The 17,362-nt window shown below is 71.1% G+C and carries 19 protein-coding genes; 10 read left to right on the top strand and 9 right to left on the bottom strand.

What is annotated here, in order from left to right; genetic code table 11:
* Positions 1-5 precede the first annotated feature (5 nt).
* The 4 genes from EDF53_RS11405 (at position 6) to EDF53_RS11420 (ending at position 3,017) form a co-directional block, all read left to right on the top strand.
* Complete coding sequence (locus EDF53_RS11405; protein ID WP_123293680.1) at positions 6-752, top strand: 1-acyl-sn-glycerol-3-phosphate acyltransferase; 747 nt, start codon at positions 6-8, stop codon at positions 750-752.
* Positions 753-885: 133 nt separating this feature from the next.
* Positions 886-1,242, top strand: coding sequence for a hypothetical protein (locus EDF53_RS11410; protein WP_123293681.1), 357 nt, complete (start codon positions 886-888; stop codon positions 1,240-1,242).
* 256 nt (positions 1,243-1,498) lie between these two features.
* Positions 1,499-2,098 carry a M23 family metallopeptidase gene (locus EDF53_RS11415; protein WP_185021016.1) on the top strand — a complete coding sequence of 200 codons (600 nt, stop codon included), beginning with the start codon at positions 1,499-1,501 and terminating at the stop codon, positions 2,096-2,098.
* A gap of 82 nt (positions 2,099-2,180) precedes the next feature.
* Positions 2,181-3,017 (top strand): NAD(P)-dependent oxidoreductase, encoded by an 837-nt coding sequence (locus tag EDF53_RS11420; protein WP_123293850.1) that lies wholly within the window; start codon positions 2,181-2,183, stop codon positions 3,015-3,017.
* Positions 3,018-3,074: 57 nt separating this feature from the next.
* Here EDF53_RS11420 and EDF53_RS11425 read toward each other — a convergent pair whose 3' ends face one another.
* Together EDF53_RS11425 and EDF53_RS11430 are read right to left on the bottom strand one after the other, a co-directional pair.
* Positions 3,075-3,278: a hypothetical protein gene (locus EDF53_RS11425; protein WP_111085536.1), complete on the bottom strand. Its 204-nt coding sequence runs from the start codon at positions 3,276-3,278 to the stop codon at positions 3,075-3,077.
* A 10-nt stretch (positions 3,279-3,288) separates the two neighbouring features.
* Positions 3,289-3,807, bottom strand: a complete 519-nt coding sequence (locus EDF53_RS11430) for a MarR family winged helix-turn-helix transcriptional regulator (protein WP_123293683.1) — start codon at positions 3,805-3,807, stop codon at positions 3,289-3,291.
* A gap of 163 nt (positions 3,808-3,970) precedes the next feature.
* Here EDF53_RS11430 and EDF53_RS11435 point away from each other — a divergent pair, with 163 nt between their 5' ends.
* Positions 3,971-4,864, top strand: a complete 894-nt coding sequence (locus EDF53_RS11435) for an alpha-E domain-containing protein (RefSeq protein WP_185021018.1) — start codon at positions 3,971-3,973, stop codon at positions 4,862-4,864.
* A gap of 177 nt (positions 4,865-5,041) precedes the next feature.
* Here the strand turns inward: EDF53_RS11435 and EDF53_RS11440 are convergent, their stop codons facing one another.
* Positions 5,042-6,388 carry an MFS transporter gene (locus EDF53_RS11440; protein ID WP_323749192.1) on the bottom strand — a complete coding sequence of 449 codons (1,347 nt, stop codon included), beginning with the start codon at positions 6,386-6,388 and terminating at the stop codon, positions 5,042-5,044.
* The gene (locus EDF53_RS11445) at positions 6,385-6,795 is read right to left on the bottom strand and encodes a MarR family winged helix-turn-helix transcriptional regulator (RefSeq protein ID WP_111085532.1); all 411 of its coding nucleotides are present in this window, start codon (positions 6,793-6,795) and stop codon (positions 6,385-6,387) included. Before EDF53_RS11445 ends, EDF53_RS11440 begins: the two co-directional genes overlap by 4 nt.
* 94 nt (positions 6,796-6,889) lie before the next feature.
* On the opposite strand from EDF53_RS11445, the gene EDF53_RS11450 reads away from it, so the two are divergent.
* Complete coding sequence (locus EDF53_RS11450) at positions 6,890-7,642, top strand: SDR family NAD(P)-dependent oxidoreductase (protein ID WP_123293686.1); 753 nt, start codon at positions 6,890-6,892, stop codon at positions 7,640-7,642.
* A 102-nt stretch (positions 7,643-7,744) separates the two neighbouring features.
* Here EDF53_RS11450 and EDF53_RS11455 read toward each other — a convergent pair whose 3' ends face one another.
* Positions 7,745-8,014 carry a hypothetical protein gene (locus EDF53_RS11455; protein ID WP_123293687.1) on the bottom strand — a complete coding sequence of 90 codons (270 nt, stop codon included), beginning with the start codon at positions 8,012-8,014 and terminating at the stop codon, positions 7,745-7,747.
* Between the two features lie 11 nt (positions 8,015-8,025).
* The gene (locus EDF53_RS11460) at positions 8,026-9,186 is read right to left on the bottom strand and encodes an inorganic phosphate transporter (protein ID WP_123293688.1); all 1,161 of its coding nucleotides are present in this window, start codon (positions 9,184-9,186) and stop codon (positions 8,026-8,028) included.
* 105 nt (positions 9,187-9,291) lie between these two features.
* Here EDF53_RS11460 and EDF53_RS11465 point away from each other — a divergent pair, with 105 nt between their 5' ends.
* The 3 genes from EDF53_RS11465 (at position 9,292) to EDF53_RS11475 (ending at position 11,805) form a co-directional block, all read left to right on the top strand.
* Positions 9,292-10,170, top strand: coding sequence for an alpha/beta hydrolase (locus tag EDF53_RS11465; protein WP_123293689.1), 879 nt, complete (start codon positions 9,292-9,294; stop codon positions 10,168-10,170).
* An 85-nt stretch (positions 10,171-10,255) separates the two neighbouring features.
* Positions 10,256-11,305 (top strand): biotin/lipoate A/B protein ligase family protein, encoded by a 1,050-nt coding sequence (locus EDF53_RS11470; RefSeq protein ID WP_123293690.1) that lies wholly within the window; start codon positions 10,256-10,258, stop codon positions 11,303-11,305.
* 170 nt (positions 11,306-11,475) lie between these two features.
* A complete protein-coding gene (locus EDF53_RS11475) occupies positions 11,476-11,805 on the top strand; it encodes a hypothetical protein (RefSeq protein ID WP_123293691.1) in 330 nt (109 codons plus the stop codon).
* 14 nt (positions 11,806-11,819) lie between these two features.
* Here EDF53_RS11475 and EDF53_RS11480 read toward each other — a convergent pair whose 3' ends face one another.
* Positions 11,820-12,104 carry a GNAT family N-acetyltransferase gene (locus EDF53_RS11480; RefSeq protein WP_123293692.1) on the bottom strand — a complete coding sequence of 95 codons (285 nt, stop codon included), beginning with the start codon at positions 12,102-12,104 and terminating at the stop codon, positions 11,820-11,822.
* Between the two features lie 64 nt (positions 12,105-12,168).
* Between EDF53_RS11480 and EDF53_RS11485 the strand changes: the two genes are divergently transcribed.
* On the top strand, positions 12,169-13,059 hold the full coding sequence (locus EDF53_RS11485) for a site-specific DNA-methyltransferase (RefSeq protein ID WP_185021019.1): 891 nt from the start codon (positions 12,169-12,171) through the stop codon (positions 13,057-13,059).
* Positions 13,060-13,451: 392 nt separating this feature from the next.
* Here the strand turns inward: EDF53_RS11485 and EDF53_RS11490 are convergent, their stop codons facing one another.
* Positions 13,452-15,932, bottom strand: coding sequence for an MDR family MFS transporter (locus EDF53_RS11490; protein ID WP_123293694.1), 2,481 nt, complete (start codon positions 15,930-15,932; stop codon positions 13,452-13,454).
* Between the two features lie 185 nt (positions 15,933-16,117).
* Positions 16,118-17,362, bottom strand: coding sequence for a glycosyl hydrolase (locus EDF53_RS11495; RefSeq protein ID WP_123293695.1), 1,245 nt, complete (start codon positions 17,360-17,362; stop codon positions 16,118-16,120).

Here is a 17,362-nt window from a genome sequence, read left to right on the forward strand (position 1 = left end):
GCCCGGTGTCCGGTTCGACCAAGTTCGCCACCGTGCTGAGCCGCGCAGTGGTGACACCGCTCGCGCGGATGCTCTGGCGACCGAAGATCATCGGACGCCGCAACGTTCCAAAGCGCGGGCCGGTGATCCTCGCGAGCAACCACCGCTCCTTCATCGACTCCCCGGCGATCACGTTGATGGCACCGCGGAAGGTCGCCTTCCTCGCGAAGCAGGAGTACTTCACCGGCACCGGGTTCCGCGGCGCGGTGTCGCGGGCGTTCTTCGGCGGCATCGGTGCGATCGGCGTCGAACGTGGTGCGGGGGCGGCGGCGCAGCAGGCGCTCGACCTGGGGCTCGCGCGGTTGAACGAGGGCGAGGCCTTCGCGATCTACCCGGAGGGCACCCGCTCCCTGGACGGCCGGATCTACAAGGGCCGCACGGGTGTGGCATGGCTGGCCCTGACGAGCGGCGCGCCCGTGGTGCCCGTGGCCCTGACGGGGACCCAGGACGTGCAGCCCGTCGGCTCGAAGCTGCCGAAGCTCGCCAAGGTGACGATCGAGTTCGGGAAGCCGATCGACCTGTCCTCGTTCGGCGAGGCCTCGTCCGGACGTGCACGCCGACACGCGACCGATGCGGTGATGGCGGCGATCCAGGAGCTCAGCGGCCAGGAGCCGGCGAACACCTACAACAACCCGCCGGCGACGATCGTCGAACGGGTCAAGCGGGCGCTGCAGCCCGACGACCCGACCGCAGCGGCCGTCGACCCCGACTGAGCTGGATCTGTCAGGCACTATTGCACATCTGAAATATCGATGGTTGAATGAGGGACGTGCCGCACGGCACGCATCCCCGACGGGTCGCCCGACAACGGCCCGCAACCACGACTCCGATCGGACGGTCAGCAGCATGTCCTCCACCCCGCTCTTCGACTCCATCGCCCAGCGACGCGACCAGCCCGAGCCGCCGGCCACGAGCACGACCCCGATCCCGACCCCGGCTCGAGCAGCCGCGGCGCCTGCCCCGACCTCACCGATGACCGCTCCCGTCCGTGCCGGTGATTCGACCCTGGTGCCCGCGGCCCTCGTCGCCGCGATCGACGACATCACGGTCCGCGTCACCCCGTCGGTGGTCACCGAGCTCCGTGTGCAGCCCGAGCAGCTCGTCCTGGTCGAGACCGTCGCCGACGCCATCACCCGAGCGGTCGTCGACGCCGTCGCGACCGAACTCGACCGGATCGCCCGCGACGGCGTCGTCCGCGTCTGAGCCCGGCGGTCCCCGAGCGATGACGACGCCCACTGACGGCCTCCCGCTGCGCCCGCGCGGTGCCGAACGGCGGGCCGCGAACCGCCTCCGCACCCGCCGTCCCGAAGCGTCCGAGCGGTGCCGTGCTGGGCACGGCACGCGTCCGGACGCCCCCAGAGCCGCCGGGGTGGTGGCTCCCCCTTCCGCCACCCCGGCTTCCCCCTCCTCCTTCCGCAGTTCCGTCCGCCGCGCCCTGCCCGCGACGGCGACCGCCGCGGTGACCTGTCTCTTCGTCGCCGTCGGCTCCCCGCAGACCGCGATGGCATCGACCCCGTCGCCGAGCAGTCCCGTGCCCGGCGTGCAGCAGTTCGTCGCCGACGGTTCCGCCCGGCTCTCCGTCGACCGCGACGGCTTCTCGATCGGCAGAGCCGCTGCCGCGCAGGCACGTGCGACCGCCGTCGGCTCGTCGGATGCCGCGGCCCGCCCCACCGCGGGGATCGTGCCGGCCGCCGGTGGGTTCGGCTCGCGCTGGGTGACCGGGTGCTCCGCCTGCACGACGAACCACCAGGGCATCGACTTCGCGGCTCCGATCGGCACCACCGTCGTCGCCGCGATGCCCGGCAGCGTCGTCTCCGCCGGGGTCCTCGGCGGCTACGGCAACCAGGTCCTGCTCCAGCACGCCGACGGCACCCAGACCCGGTACGGCCACCTGTCGGCGATCGGGGTGCGACCCGGTCAGGTCCTGTCGGCCGGTCAACGCCTCGGCGCCGTCGGCAACACCGGCGTCTCCACCGGGGCGCACCTGCACTTCGAGGTCATCGTCGGCGGGGTCCCGGTCGATCCGGCCACCTGGCTGCAGGCCCGCGGGCTCCTCTGACAGCGACGACGGTCGAGCGCGTAGCGTCGGGAACGCCGGGGCACCGAGCCGTGGCAGGACGGAGACGCACGTGCGAGTGACGGTGTTGGGGACCGGGGCGATGGGTGCCGGCGTGGCGGGATCACTGCTGCGCGAGGGGCACCAGGTCACGGTCTGGAACCGGAGTGCCGACAAGGCCGCACCACTCGGGGAGCACGGTGCGACGGTCGCCACGGACCCGGGTGCCGCCGTCGAGCACGCCGAGGTGGTCCTCCTGACCCTCTTCGACACCGACGCCGTGGTCGACGTGCTCGAACAGGCCGCCGGAGACGCTCCGACCGACGCCGTGTGGGTGCAGGCGTCCACGATCGGCGTCGACGGCACCGAGACCGTCGTGCAGCTCGCCGCGAAGTACGGCATCACCCTGGTCGAGGCGATGATGCTCGGCACGAAGGCCCCGGCGGAGCAGGGGAAGCTCACCATGCTGGCGGCCGGCCCCGCCGACCAGGTCGACCGGGTCGTCCCGGTGCTCGACGCGATCGGCGCGAAGACCATCCGCGCCGGCGAGCGGGTCGGCGACGGGACCGCGCTCAAGCTCGCGGCCAACGCCTGGATCGCCTCGATCACCGCGGCCACGGGGCAGTCGCTCGCCCTCGCCGCGGCGCTCGGGCTCGATCCGCAGCTGTTCCTCGACGCGATCGACGGCAGCGCGAGCGACTCGGCCTACGCGCACACCAAGGGCGCGGCGATCATCGCGGGGGAGTTCCCGGCACAGTTCGCACTCGACGGGCTGCGGAAGGACATCGGCCTCATCGCCGAGGCTGCGCGGGCGAACGACGTGTCCACCACGCTCCTCGACGCCCTGGGGCGGGTCTACGCCGACGCGAGTGCGGCCGGGCACGGCGGCGACGACATCGCGGCGGTCGGCACCGCCTTCTGAATCGACGCGCGAGTCGACGCGCGAGTCGACGCGCGAGTCGACGCGCGAGTCGACGCGTCAGTCGCGGCGGAGGAACCGTCGCAGCCGCGCCGTGAGCCGCCCCACGGCCTCGTCGTTCATGGTGTTCGCCAGGTCGAAGGCCTCGCGCGTCGGATCGGCCCCGCCCTGGATCCGTCGGAGTGCGGCGTCGGCGCGGGCCCGGGAGTCGAGTTCGGCGAACGGCATGTCGTCCTCGGGGTCGTGCGTGCCGCGAGGGTCCATGGACAGCAGGTTACGCGCGGCGGAGCGTGCGGGTGCCCGCGTCGACGTCGTCGACCACGCGGACCATCTCGTCGAGGAAGTCCACGACGACGGCCATCTCGTCGGTCGGCACGTGCTCGGTGACCTCGAGGGCACGGGCGTCGAGTTCCTCGATCACGCGGAGGGCATGGCCCATCGACGTCCCCGTCGCGGTGAGGATCACGCCGCGGCGGTCGATCGGGTCCTGGTGCCGCTCGACGTGGCCGCTGCGGACCAGCCGGTCGACGAGTGCCGAGGTCGACGCCGCCGTGATCTCGAGGCGCTCGGCCAGGTCTTTCGCGTTGACGGTCCGGCCGTCGTGCTCGGCGTCGATGAGGACCCGCAGTGCGAGCAGTGCGTTCTCGCCGATGCCCAGGGCTTCACGAGCCCGACGCTGCGCGGCGCTCTCGGCGGTGCGGTACCGGCGCAGGGCGTTCAGGACGTCGACGGCGGTGACCGGGGAGTCCTCGTACCAGAACCCCGCGGTGCTGGTCAGGACCTCGGACGTCATCCTGCAATGCTAGACGCTCTAGTTAGATTGTCTAGCGAGGGGCGGGTATCGCGGCGGAGACCCAGGCCCGTGCGCGGACATCGGACACTGCAACACCCGTGACGCGGCTCCGAAACACTCCCGCAACGCCCGCTGGTTAGGTTCTGGGGATGCAGGAGCAGCCGTGCTGAGCCGACTCGCGGGGAACGTCTTCCACGTGGGGAGCGCGGTCGAGCGCACCGACGTGGTCGCGCGCCTGCTCGACGTCTACGTCGCCCGACGCGAACCCGGCACCGTCGAGGACGACCGGGTCGTCGCCGCGGAGCTCCGTTCGGTGGTGGGGACCGCCGGACCGGCGAACGACGCCGACCGGTCCGCGACCATCGACGCCCTGGCGCTGGACCGCCACGAGCCGGCGTCCATCGCCGCCGCGGTCGCCGTCGCGCGGGACCACGCCCGTCGAGCCCGCGAGGTCGTCTCGAGCGAACTCTGGGACTGCCTCGACGTCACCCGTTCGCGCATGCCGCGCAAGATCGCCCCGGGCCGCGCGCACGAGTTCCTCGGCTGGGCTCGGGAACGGAGCGCCCTCGCGATCGGCGTGGTCGAGGGGGACGCCAGTCGCGACGAGGTCTGGGAGTTCTTCACCCTGGGCCGCTCCCTGACCCGGGTCGCCTCGACCGCCCGGCTGCTCGCCTCGGGGTTGCTCGAACCGGACTCGGTCACCTCGTGGACGGCGGCGCTCCGGGCCTGCGGTGCGGGCGAGGCGTTCCTGCGTGGCCGGGACCACCATCCGGTGCCGGACGACGCCGCGGCGTTCCTGCTCCTCGACGAGCACAGTCCACGGTCGCTGCGCTTCACCGTCCGACGGGCCGCCGAGTGCCTGGCCGACGTGGCACCGTCCTGCGTCGCGGAGGAGGTCGCGGCGTTCTCCGCCGCCCGCGACCGGCTCGAGGCCGTCCCGACGGACGCGGCCCTCGGCGTCGTCGGCGATGCCGGCGACCGGCTCGCGGCCGCTGCGGACCGCGTCACCGCGGCGCTCGACGAGCGCGTCTTCGCGGTGACCGAACCCGCGCACTGATCGCGGCCCTGGACCGGACCGGCGACGGCCGGGAGGCCCGTGGCGGGCCCGACCCGTGCCTCCCGTCCGCCACGCGAAAGCGTCAGAGCCCCGCCAACGGTTCGCGGAGATCTGTCGCTTTCGCGAGGTGGACGCTGCCGCGTCGCGGAGATCTGTCGCTTTCGGGGAGCGGACGCGTCAGACGGCGCTGGAGCGGTCGGCGACCGCCTCTTCGCGCTCGAGCTCCTGGCGGAGCGCGGCGCGCGAGGCGCGAGTGCCGACCACCGGCATCGCGTGCGTGACCGCGAGGTGCAGGCGGGTGTCCGCGTCGTACCGGAGCCGGAGGCGCTGGAAGCGGACGAGCCAGACGATCGCGATTGCGAGCGCCACGAAGCCCGACGCCGCTCCGACCGCGATGGCCCAGCGGGGACCCCACGCGTCCGCGATGGCACCGACGATCGGGGCGCCGATCGGGGTGCCGCCGGCGAAGATCGCCATGTAGAGCGCCATCACGCGGCCGCGCATCGCGGGCTTCGTGGTGGTCTGGACCAGGGCGTTCGCGGTGGTCATGAAGGTCAGCGCCGCGAGTCCGACGAACACCAGGACGAACGCGAACGTCCAGTACGTGGGCGCGAGGGCGGCAGCTGTGCACGCCAGGCCGAAGCCCCCGGCGGCGAGCACCAGCGTGCGCATCCGCGGCTTGTCCCGGCGGGCGGACATCAGGGCGCCGAACACCGAGCCGATCGCCATCACCGAGTTGAGCAGGCCGAACTCGCCGGCACCCTGGTGGAACTCGACCCGGGCCATGGTCGAGGTGAAGATCGGGAAGTTCACGCCGAACGTGCCGACGACGAAGATCATGCAGAGCACGACGATGATGTCCGGCCGGGTCCGCACGTACCGGAAGCCGGCGACGATCTGCCCCTTGCCGCGGCCGGCGTGCACCCGCTCGGCGAGCTGCGCGGGGTCGACGAAGCGCAGCGCGATGAGGACCGCCAGGAACGAGCCGGCGTTGATGACGAACACCCAGCCCGACCCGATGGCGGCGATGAGCACGCCGGCGACCGCGGGACCGATCAGGCGGGCGGCGTTGAACGAGGCGGAGTTCAGTGCGACGGCGTTCGCGACGTTCTCGCCCTGCACGACGTCGGAGACGAACGCCTGGCGGATCGGGGTGTCGAACGCGGCGACGATGCCGAGCGCGAGGGCGAAGCCGTACAGCGCGAGCAGCGTCGCGGTGTGCGTGAGGACCATGACACCGAGGCCCAGCCCGAGCAAGCCCATCAGCGCCTGGGTGAGCATGAGCATCTTGCGACGGTCGAAGCGGTCGGCGGCGAGTCCGGTCAGGGGGAGGAGCAGCAGCTGCGGGCCGAACTGCAGCGCCATCGTGATCCCCACCGCGACGGCGTCGTTGTCGGAGAGCTGGGTCAGGACGATCCAGTCCTGGGCGGTGCGCTGCATCCAGGTACCGACGTTCGACACCAGGGCACCGGCGAACCAGATGCGGTAGTTGCGTCCGGCGAGGGAGCGGAACATGGCGGTCACTGCTGGGCCAGCCTCCTCATGATCTCGGTGGCGTCGGCGAGGGTGGCGCGCTCGACGGGGGTGAGTGCGGCGAGCCGCGGGGTGAGCCAGCCGTCACGGCGGCGACGGGTCTCCTCGACGAACGCGGCCCCGGCCGGGGTGGCGCAGAGGACGACCTTGCGCCGGTCGTCGTCGTGGCCGCCCTTGGACACCAGGCCACGCTCGACCAGCACCGCGATGGTCTTCGTCATCGAGGGCGGGGTGACGCCGTCCTGGCGGCTCAGGTCGGCGAGGGTCATCGCACCGTCGCGGTGGAGCCGGGCGAGCGCCGCGAACTGGGCGTCGGTGACGGTCGTGTCGGCCTTCTGCGCGCGGAGCGTCCGGGACAGCCGGTTCACGGCGATGCGGAGGTCGGTGGCGTCGGTCACGGGTCGTTAGCCTAGCTCATTAGTTCAGTGAACGAACTGGTTTTCGGGTGTACCGTTGTCCTGGACAACAGGTGTTGTTCAGAGAGAAGGAATCATGTCCGAGTTCGAGGGCAAGGTCGCCATCGTCACCGGTGGTGGCAGCGGCATCGGCGAGTCCGTCGCGAAGGAGCTCGCCGCGGCGGGTGCCACGGTCGTCGTCACCGACATCAAGCTCGACGCTGCCCAGCGGGTCGCGTCCGAGATCACGGAGGCCGGCGGCACCGCCAGCGCGTTCGAGGCCAACTCCGCTGTCGCCGCCGACAACGAGCGCATGGTCCAGTACGCCGTCGACACGTACGGCGCGCTGCACCTCGCCGTGAACAACGCCGGCATCGGCGCCGCCCCGCAGAAGATCGGCGAGTACGACATCGCCGCCTGGGACCGCGTCCGTGCGGTCGACCTCGACGGCGTCTTCTACGGGCTCCGCTACGAGCTGCCCGCGATGGTCGCCGCCGGCGGTGGCTCGATCGTCAACATGGCGTCGGTGCTCGGCACGGTCGGCATCGCGCAGAACGCCGCGTACGTCGCATCGAAGCACGCCCTGGCCGGCCTGACCAAGGTCGCCGCGCTCGAGTACTCGGCGCAGGGCGTCCGCACCAACGCCGTGGGTCCGGGCTTCATCGACACCCCGCTGCTCCGCAACGCCATGACGCCCGAGGCCATCTCGGCGCTGGAAGCGGAGCACGCCACGAAGCGTCTCGGCACCGACAAGGAGGTCGCCGCGCTCGTGCTCTTCCTGCTGAGCGACAAGGCCTCGTTCATCACGGGCAGCTACCACCTGGTCGACGGCGGCTACAGCGCCCACTGACGTTGGTCGCGTACCTGGTCGAAACGGGCGTACCTGGTCGGAAGTTCCGACCAGGTACGCCCGTTTCCGTTTCCCAGCGCGGGAGCGATGGGAAGGAACGTGCTAGTGGAACTGGGGGATCGTGAGCCAGATGCCAGCGAGCACGGCTGCCGCACAGACCGCGAAGCACAGGACGGCACCCGCCAGTGCTGCCGGCGGCGTGTGCCCGGACCGCGGGGTCTCCTCGGAGTACTGGGTGCGTTCGCCCCCGGTGTCGAGCGGCTGACCGGTGCCGAGCAGCCGCAGGCCGAGCGTGTAGACGAGCACGATGCCCACCGCGGCCACGAAGCCGACGCCCGCGACCAGGCCGATGCTCGTGAAGTCGATCTCCATCGTCGTTCCCCTCAGTTCTGCGCGCCGGCCGGCTGCGGTTCGGCCTGGTCGGTGGGTTCGGTCGATCCGGCGGCGACGTCGTCGTGCGAGATCGGCTTGCGCTTCGCGAGGACGTAGAACGTCATGCCACCGGCCAGGGCGAGCACCGCCACCAGCACGAGGCCGACCGCCGAGGTCGAGGCGAGCCAGGTCGCCAACCCGCCGACCACCGCGGCCGCCGGCAACGTGATCACCCACGCGACGACGATGCGGCCGACGACCGACCAGTGCACGTCGGCGAGCTTCTTGCCGAGCCCGGACCCGATCACCGAACCGCTGGTGACGTGCGTCGTCGACAGGGCAAAGCCGAGGTGCGACGAGATGAGGATCGTCGCGGCGGAACTCGTCTCGGCCGCGAAGCCCTGCGGCGACTGCACGTCGGAGATCTTCTTGCCGACCGTCTGCATGATCCGCCAGCCGCCCGTGTAGGTACCGAGGCCGATCGCGAGTCCGCAGGCCAGGATCACCCAGAGCGCCGGGCCAGTCCCGCTGTCCTGGTAGTTCGCGGCGATGAGCGTCAGGGTGATGACACCCATCGTCTTCTGCGCGTCGTTGGTGCCGTGCGCGAGCGACACCAGCGACGCCGAGACGGTCTGCCCGTGCCGGAAGCCCGTCGCCGCACCGTGCGTTGTGGCGTTCTTCGTGAGCACGTACGCCAGGTAGGTCGCCACCAGCGCGATGACCCCGGCGATGACCGGGGAGAGCAGCGCCGGCAGCACGACCTTCGACACCACCGTCGCCCAGTCGACCGAGTTCAGCCCGGCGCCGATGATTGAGGCGCCGATCAGCCCGCCGAACAGCGCGTGCGTCGATGACGAGGGCAGCCCGAGGTACCACGTGGCGAGGTTCCAGAGGACCGCACCGACCAGCCCGGCGAAGATCATCGTGGGCGAGATGTGGACGCCGTCCTGGCCCTCGCGGATGATGCCCTGCGAGACGGTCTTGGCGACCTCGGTGGAGAGGAACGCGCCGACCACGTTGAGGACGGCGGAGATGAGCACGGCGGTCCGGGGCTTGAGCGCCCCGGTGGCGACCGACGTGGCCATGGCGTTGGCGGTGTCGTGGAACCCGTTCGTGAAGTCGAACACGAGGGCCACCACGATCACGAGCACGACGATGACGAGGACGTCCATGCCGGGGACGGTAGGCCCGCCCCGAAGCCCCTGCGTGAACGCCGGATGAACAGGTGCCTGGTCACTCGGTTCTGCGAAGATGGCAGCGTCTGCGAAACTGCGGGTGTGCCCACCTTCTCCGCAGCGCGAGGCGACGCCTCGTTCACCGACGCCCACGGCGTCGAGATCGTCTACTCGACCTGGCGAGCGGCGCGCCCCAAGGGCATCGTGCAGATCGCACACGGCGTCGGCGAGCACGGGCTGCGGTACGAGCCCCTGGCGCAGGACCTCGTCCGCGCCGGGTACACCGTGCACGCGAACGACCACCGCGGGCACGGTCGGACCGGCCTCGGCCAGTGGGACGGCGACCACGCCAAGCTCGGACGGCTCGGCCCCGGCGGACTGCGCGCCGCGATCGCCGCAGTCGAGCAGATGGGGGAGGTCGCCCGTGCGGACACCCCCGGCGTCCCACTGGTGCTGCTCGGGCACTCGTGGGGCTCGCTCATGGCGCAGCGGATCGTGAACAGCTCGTCGGAGTCGTGGGACGGGGTCGTGCTCTCCGCCACCGCCTACCGGCTGCCCGGCTGGATGAACAGCGGCGACCTCAACGCCCGGCATGCGGGCTCCGGTCCGACCAAGTTCGAGTGGCTCACCCGCGACCGGAAGATCATCGACGCGATGTCCGTCGACCCGCTCGCCGTCGAGGCCGACGTCATCGGCCTGTTCGGGCTGCCCGACACACTCCGGCTGCTCGGGGTCCCGCGGCGGGGGATCCCGCACGACCTGCCCATGCTGCTGCAGGTCGGGTCCGACGACGCCCTCGGTGGGCCGCGGTCGGTCGAGCGGCTGGCGCAGGCCTACCGGCGGCGCGGACGACTGTCCGACGTCACGGTGCGGGTCTACGAGGGCGCGCGGCACGAGGTCTACAACGAGACGAACCGCGACGAGGTCGTGGCCGACCTGGTCGCGTGGCTGGACCGGGTGACGGCGCGCGCCGCGTCCTGAGACGGTACCGGCTGGCGGACGGGAGGCCCGTGGCGGCGCCGACCCGCGCCTCCAGTCCGACAGGTGGCGGGCGTAGGCTCGACGCGTGCACGGTGAGTACAAGGTCCCAGGTGGAAAACTGGTCGTCGTCGACCTCGACGTGGTGGACGGGGACATCCAGGAGTTCCGGCTCGCCGGCGACTTCTTCCTCGAACCCGACGACGCGCTGCCGCTCATCGACGCGGCCGTCAACGGATTGCCGTCGACGACCGACGCCGCCGGCATCGCCGCGGCCGTGCGTGCGGCGCTGCCCGCCGACGCCGTGCTGCTCGGCTTCACACCCGAGTCCGTCGGGGTCGCCGTCCGCCGCGCGCTGTCCCGAGCGTCGTCGTGGCACGACTACGACTGGCAGATCATCCACGAAGGCCCGATCAGCCCGAACGAGCACCTCGCACTCGACCAGGTGCTGACCGAAGAAGTCGGCGCCGGACGCCGCGGTCCGACCCTGCGCATTTGGGAGTGGGACCAGCCCGCCGTCGTCATCGGGTCGTTCCAGTCGCTGAAGAACGAGGTCGACCCGGCCGGCGCCGAGAAGTTCGGCGTGCAGGTGGTGCGGCGGATCTCCGGCGGCGGCGCGATGTTCATGGACGCCGGCGCCATCATCTCGTACTCGCTCTACGTCCCCGCCGACCTGGTGCAGGGCATGACGTTCGCGGACTCTTATGCCTACCTGGACGAGTGGGTGATCGAGGCGCTGAAGTCCCTCGGCATCGACGCGTACTACCAGCCGCTCAACGACATCACCTCGGCCAAGGGCAAGATCGGCGGTGCTGCGCAGAAGCGTCTCGGCACCGGATCCCTGCTCCACCACGCCACCATGAGCTACGACATGGACGGCGAGAAGATGGTCCAGGTCCTGCGGATCGGGCGCGAGAAGATGAGCGACAAGGGGACCACGTCGGCCGCGAAGCGCGTGGACCCGCTGCGCTCGCAGACGGGGCTGTCCCGCGCCGAGATCATCGACCGGCTGATCGGCACGTTCACGAAGCTGTACGGGGCGACTCCCGGCGCGGTGACCGACGCCGAGCGCGAGAAGGCGCAGGAGCTCGTGCGCACGAAGTTCGCGACGAAGGAGTGGCTCGAGCGGGTGCCCTGAGCGGGCACTGCCCGTGAGCGGGCTCGTGGTGGGCGGCCGGAGCAGAGGGGGGACGCTCCGGCCGCCGCTCGACCAGTGTGACGACCGACTCCATGAACCACACGTGCGGATCATGAGAATCCCCCGCGCGGCTGATGTCGTGGCCGGATCGTCCACGTAGCGTCGCTCGCGTGAACTGGTTGATCTTCCTGGGGGCGGTGGCCGTCGTGGCCGTCGTGGTGTGGATCGCCGATCGCGTGGGGTGGATCGACCTGTCGAACAAGTCCACGCGCAGCGGCGGATCCGGAGGCATCGGCGGGATGCTGGACGAGGTGTTCGCGCCGACCCGCCACGAGACGCAAGCCGAGTACGAACGGCAGTCGCGCCTCCCGAAGGAGGCACCGTCACCGGCGGACGACGACCACGACCTGCTCAGCGGCAGCGTGCTCATCAAGGTGCCGACGGTGCGGAGCGCCGGTCGGCACGAAGCGCGGGTCGGGACGCACGACCGGTCGTACTGACCGGTGCTTGCGCGTCAGCGCGTCGTGAGCTCTTGGTAGTCCGGGTGCCGCTCGATCCACGCGCGGACGTAGCTGCACTGCGGCACGACCCGGAGGCTGCCGTCGCGCACGTCGTCGAGCGCGTGCTGCACGAGGATCGACGCGTGCCCGCCACCGCGGTGCGACGGGTCGACCTCGGTGTGGACGAAGCGGATCTCGTCGCCGTCGACCTCGTACGCCGCGAAGCCGATGACCTCGCCGTCCTCGACCAGGGAGTACTGCTGCTTGTCGGTGTCGTTGCGGACCTCGGGTGCTGCCATGCGGTGAGGCTACGCCGCGAGGCCGAGTCGCCGCTGGCTGCGGTCCGTGCGCCACAATGGTCCCGTGCACACGGGAGACGACCGAGGCCCGGACCGCGTGGTCCTCGGCGACGCCCTCGACGTGACCCCGGCGCTCGCCGACGGGACGTTCACCCTCGTGTACCTCGACCCGCCGTTCAACACGGGGCGGTACCAGCGGCGGCATGCTTCGTCCGCGGTGCCGAGCGCCGACGGGCCGGTGATGGGGTTCCACGGACGGACCTACGAGCGGGTCCGCGGCGACCTGATGCGGTTCGACGACCGGTTCGAGGACTACTGGACGTTCCTCGAGCCCCGACTGATCGAGGCCTGGCGACTCCTCACCACCGACGGCACCCTGTACCTGCACCTCGACTACCGCGAGTCGCACTACGCGAAGGTCCTGCTGGACGCGCTGTTCGGCCGCGAGTCCTTCCTGAACGAGATCGTCTGGGCCTACGACTACGGCGCCAAGTCCAAGTCGCGGTGGCCGACCAAGCACGACACGATCCTGGTCTACGTGAAGGACCGGTCGCAGTACTGGTTCGACTCGTCGGCGGTCGACCGCGAGCCCTACATGGCACCCGGGCTCGTCACGCCCGAGAAGCGGGAGCGCGGCAAGCTCCCCACCGACGTCTGGTGGCACACGATCGTGTCGCCGACCGGCAAGGAGAAGACCGGCTACCCGACGCAGAAGCCCGAGGGAGTGCTGCGGCGGATCGTGCAGGCCTCGTCGCGGGAGGGCGACTGGGTGCTCGACTTCTTCGCCGGCAGCGGGACGACCGGCGCGGTGGCGTCGGCGCTCGGGCGGCGGTACGTGCTCGTCGACGACAACCCGGCCGCGGTCGAGGTGATGCGGAAGCGCTTGCCGGCGGCCTCGTTCGAGGTGGCGGGTGCGGGGCCGGGTGGCCGCGCGGGCGAGGTGCCGGCGGGCTGACGGGCGGCCGTGGCGCGTGCGTGGTGGCGCGCGGGTGCGCGCGGGTGCGCGTGGGTGCGCGGCCGCGCGTGGGTGCGCGGCCGCGCGTGGGTACATGCGGGTGCATCGTGCGACGTTCCACGAGGTGATCGACGCGTGTTCTGTCGGAACATGCACACGCACACGATGCGGGGGCATGCTGCGACGATCCACGAGGTGATCGACGCGTGGATCGTCGGAACATGCACACGCACCGAGGGCGCGCGCAGTGCGACACCCTCGACGTCGTACGACATCGAGGACGACGCAACCGCGCGCCCGCAACAGTTGCACGCGCGCAGAGACGACAAGGTCGACGTCGTGCGACGTCGACCTTGTCGTTCCGAGTCGGCAGGGCCGACCTGCGCCAGCGCCTACTCGGCCGAGTGCCGCCCGTGCGGGTGCGCCGCGTCGTCGGCGTCGTCCAGCCGGGAGGCACGGCTCGCCTCCGCAGCGTCGGCCCCGGTCGCAGGGGCGCCGGCGTCCACCGCCGGGGCAGCGTGCGCAGCCCGGGTCCGGATGGCACCGGTCGTCGTCGGGGGTTCGTCGACGGGCGCAGCCGCCGAGTGGGCGCCGTGCGTCGTGGCGTCGGGCAGCGGCGCGCGAGTGCCGTCCGTGGCGACGTCGTTCGGCGGCACGTCGTTCGGCAGCACGTCGTTCGGTAGCACCGACACGTCCGAGGATCCGGCAGCGCGAGCCGACCGGGGCTGGGCGGGCACGTCGGGCGAGGTCGGCACCGAGTCCGACGACGCGATCGCAGCCGAACCCGATCCGGCGCCGGCAGCACCCGCGCCCGCACCGGCAGCCGCAGCGTCAGCGTCAGCGGTCCGTGCGGCGTCCGCCTGCTCCTGCAGCGCCGAGGTCTTGCGCAGCGGCGGCACCCGGAAGAACCAGGTCAGCACGAACGCGAGCAGGATCACCGCGAGCCCGACGTAGTACACGCGGACGGCCGAGTCGCTGAACCCGACCAGGAACGGACGGGTGAGTCGCTTGTCCGCGCCGTTCAGGAACGAGGTGTCGCTCGTCGCCGCGGAACCGGACGAGCTCGCACTCGAGTCGCCGCTCTTCAGCTGCTTGATGAGCGTCGGGGCGACCTCGTCGACGACGTTCTCACGTTGCGCCTTGTCCGAGTAGTCGACCTGCAGCGTGCCGTCGACGACGGTCGCGTTCGCCTTGGCCGCAGCCGTCTCGAGGGCCTGCTGCTCCGCGGCCGGCTGGGCGTCGTCGACCTGCTGGGCGATGACGGTGTCGGCTGCGGCGGCGGGGAGCTTGCCGGCCGCGACCTGCTGCTGCACGGCGGCGGTGACCTGCTTCGTGACGGCGGCGTCGGCGGCTTCCTTCGCCTGCACGGCGCCGTCGTTCAGGCCGTCCTGCACGTTCTTCTGCACGGGATCGACGATCTTCGTCCAGATCTGGTCCATCACGCCCTTGTTCTCGGACGCGTTCGCGACCGAGGGGGTGAGCGCGGCGTTGAGGGCGCTCTTCAGGTCGGTCTCGTTCTGCATCGCCGCGGTGATGTTCGTCGGCATCAGGGTGAACAGGACGGACAGCAGCACGGCAGTGCCCATGGTGCCGCCGATCTGCCGGAAGAACGTCGCGGCGCTGGTGGCGACGCCGATGTCACGCGGGGACACCGAGTTCTGCGCCGCGAGGGTCAGCGTCTGCATGAGCTGCCCGAGCCCGAGCCCGATGCCGAACATGCCGAGCATCAGGAACCAGAGGGGGCGGTCGGCGGTCAGGAACGTCAGGACCGTGAAGCCGATGGCCGTGAACGCCGTGCCCGTGATCGGGAAGACCTGGTAGTTGCCGGTCCGCGAGATGATCTGGCCCGAGGCGATCGACGAGATCATCAGACCGAGCACCATCGGGAGCATCGCGAACCCGGACTCGGTCGGGGTGACGCCCTTCACGATCTGCAGGTACAGCGGGATGGTCAGCATCGCGCCGAACATGCCGAAGCCGACGAGCACCGACAGGATCGCGGACATCGAGAACACCCGCGAGCCGAACAGCTTCATCGGCAGGATCGCGTCGCTGCCCATCGCCCGTTCGACGATGATGAACGCGATCAGACCGGCTGCACCGATGCCGTAGCAGGCGAAGGCGCCGGGGGAGCTCCAGCCCCACTCGCGGCCCTGCTCGGCGATGAGCAGCAACGGCACGAGGGTGACGATGACGAGCGTCGCACCCCACCAGTCGATCCGGGGCTTGCCACGGTCACCGAACTTCGGCAGGTGCAGGAACGTCAGCACCATGAACAGCGCGATGACGCCGATCGGCACGTTGATCAGGAACACCCAGCGCCAGCCGGAGATGAACAGCAGCTCGCTCGCGCCGGCGAAGACGCCACCGACGAGCGGACCGATCACCGACGAGATGCCGAAGACCGCCAGGAAGTAGCCCTGGTACTTCGCCCGCTCGCGGGGAGCGAGCATGTCGCCCATGATCGCCAGCGGCAGGGACATCAGGCCACCGGCACCGAGACCCTGCAGCGCCCGGAACCCGGCGAGCATGAGCATCGAGGTCGAGAACGACGCGAGGAACGACCCGACGATGAAGATGCCGATCGCCGTGATGAACAGCGGCCGCCGACCGAAGATGTCGGAGAGCTTGCCGTAGATCGGCGTCGTCACGGTCGAGGCGATCAGGTACCCGGTGGTGACCCAGGCCTGCTGGTCGAGGCCGTGCAGGTCGTCACCGATGGTGCGGATCGCGGTGCCGACGATCGTCTGGTCGAGGGCTCCGAGGAACATCCCGGCCATCAGGCCGTAGATCACCAACAGGATCTGTCGGTGGTTCATCACGACGTTGGACGCCGTGGTGGGGGCCGCGGGTGCGGTCGCCGTCTGGGTCATGAGCAGGGTCTCCCGGTACCGATGCGCTGGCGAAACGATTTTTGCGCTGCCTGCAAAGTTACATCTGCCGCAAGTGCTCGGTTGCTCAGGAGCGGCTTCCTGTGTGGATCGGCAGTCACGGTACGCCCGGATCGCGGGCTCGGTGATGATCCCGGTTGACGGCCAGGAGGCCCGGCTCGACTCCGTCAGACCGCTGCGGTCTCCACGACCCGGGTCACACCCCGTGCCGCCAGCGCCGCGGGGTCGGCTGCGGTCCGGCTCGTCACGACGGTCACGGCCTCGCCGGCGGCGCGCAGGCGGTGCCAGCGCTCGAAGACGGGGCCGCCCGGTGCCAAGTCCGCCCGACGGATCGGCAGGTCGGCCTCGTCGACGTCGACCACCACGGCACTCGTCCGCGGGGTCGGGATCGGGGCGGAGCGCCGTGCGTCGGCGACGACCTCGGCGTAGCGGCGGCCGAGCGGCTTCACGCGGTTGTCGACGTCGAGCAGGCCGAGCGAGTACTCCAGGTCCTTGAAGTCGCCCAGGTCGCGGGAGACGTCGTGGGAGCACCACCACGTGACCGCGTGCAGGCGCTCGGTCGTGAGGGCCGCCGCGACCGTGCGCTCGAGGAACTCGGGCATCTCGGACTCGGCGAGGTGCCGGTCGGGTGCCCCGACCTCTTGCAGCCAGACGGGCCGCTCGAGGTCGGTGGCGAAGGCGCGAGCGAGCTCGATCATCCACTCGGCGTGCCGGACGGACTCGCCGGAGAGTGCGCCGTACCGACCGGCCACCCCGTTGAAGATCCAGGAGTGCACGGTCGTGACGTCGCCGAGCCGGCTGGCGTGCGCCGGCACGAACGGGTGGCCGTCGCGGTACCAGAGGTGGTCGTTCTCGGAGTGCGTGACGACGTGCCGCGGGTCCTTGTCGCGGGGTGCGCCGAGCAGGGACTCGAGCCAGTGCGTCACCTGCGCGGTGTCGGCGGGCATCGCGGCGGGGTTCGGCGGCTGGAACTGGTTGAGCTCGTTGCCCAGGGTCAGCCCGGTGAAGTTCGGGCGGTCGCGCACCGCGTCGTAGACCGCGGCGACGAGGGCGGCCTGCGCGTCGATCGCCGGCTGGTCCGTGAACATGTTGCCGTCGTGCCAGTTCACGAGCCACGCGGGCACGAAGTCGAAGCCGGACATGTGCCCCTGGACGACGTCGACGCTGGCGTCCAGCCCGAACTCGGCGGCGACGTCGACCACCAGGGCCACGTCGTCGAGGGCCCGTCGGCGGATGAGCGTGCGGTTCGGCTGCAGGGTCGGCCACAGCGGGAACAGCCGGACGTGGTCGAGGCCGAGGGTGGCGATCGCCTCGAGGTCGCGGCGGATCGCTGATTCCTCCACCGACTGCCACTGGAACATCCAGTCGGTCGAGGGCACGTAGTTCACGCCGAAGCGCGTGGCGGTGGTCAT

The organism is Curtobacterium sp. PhB78 (genome assembly GCF_003751685.1).
In the GTDB taxonomy this organism is placed as follows: Bacteria; Actinomycetota; Actinomycetes; order Actinomycetales; family Microbacteriaceae; genus Curtobacterium.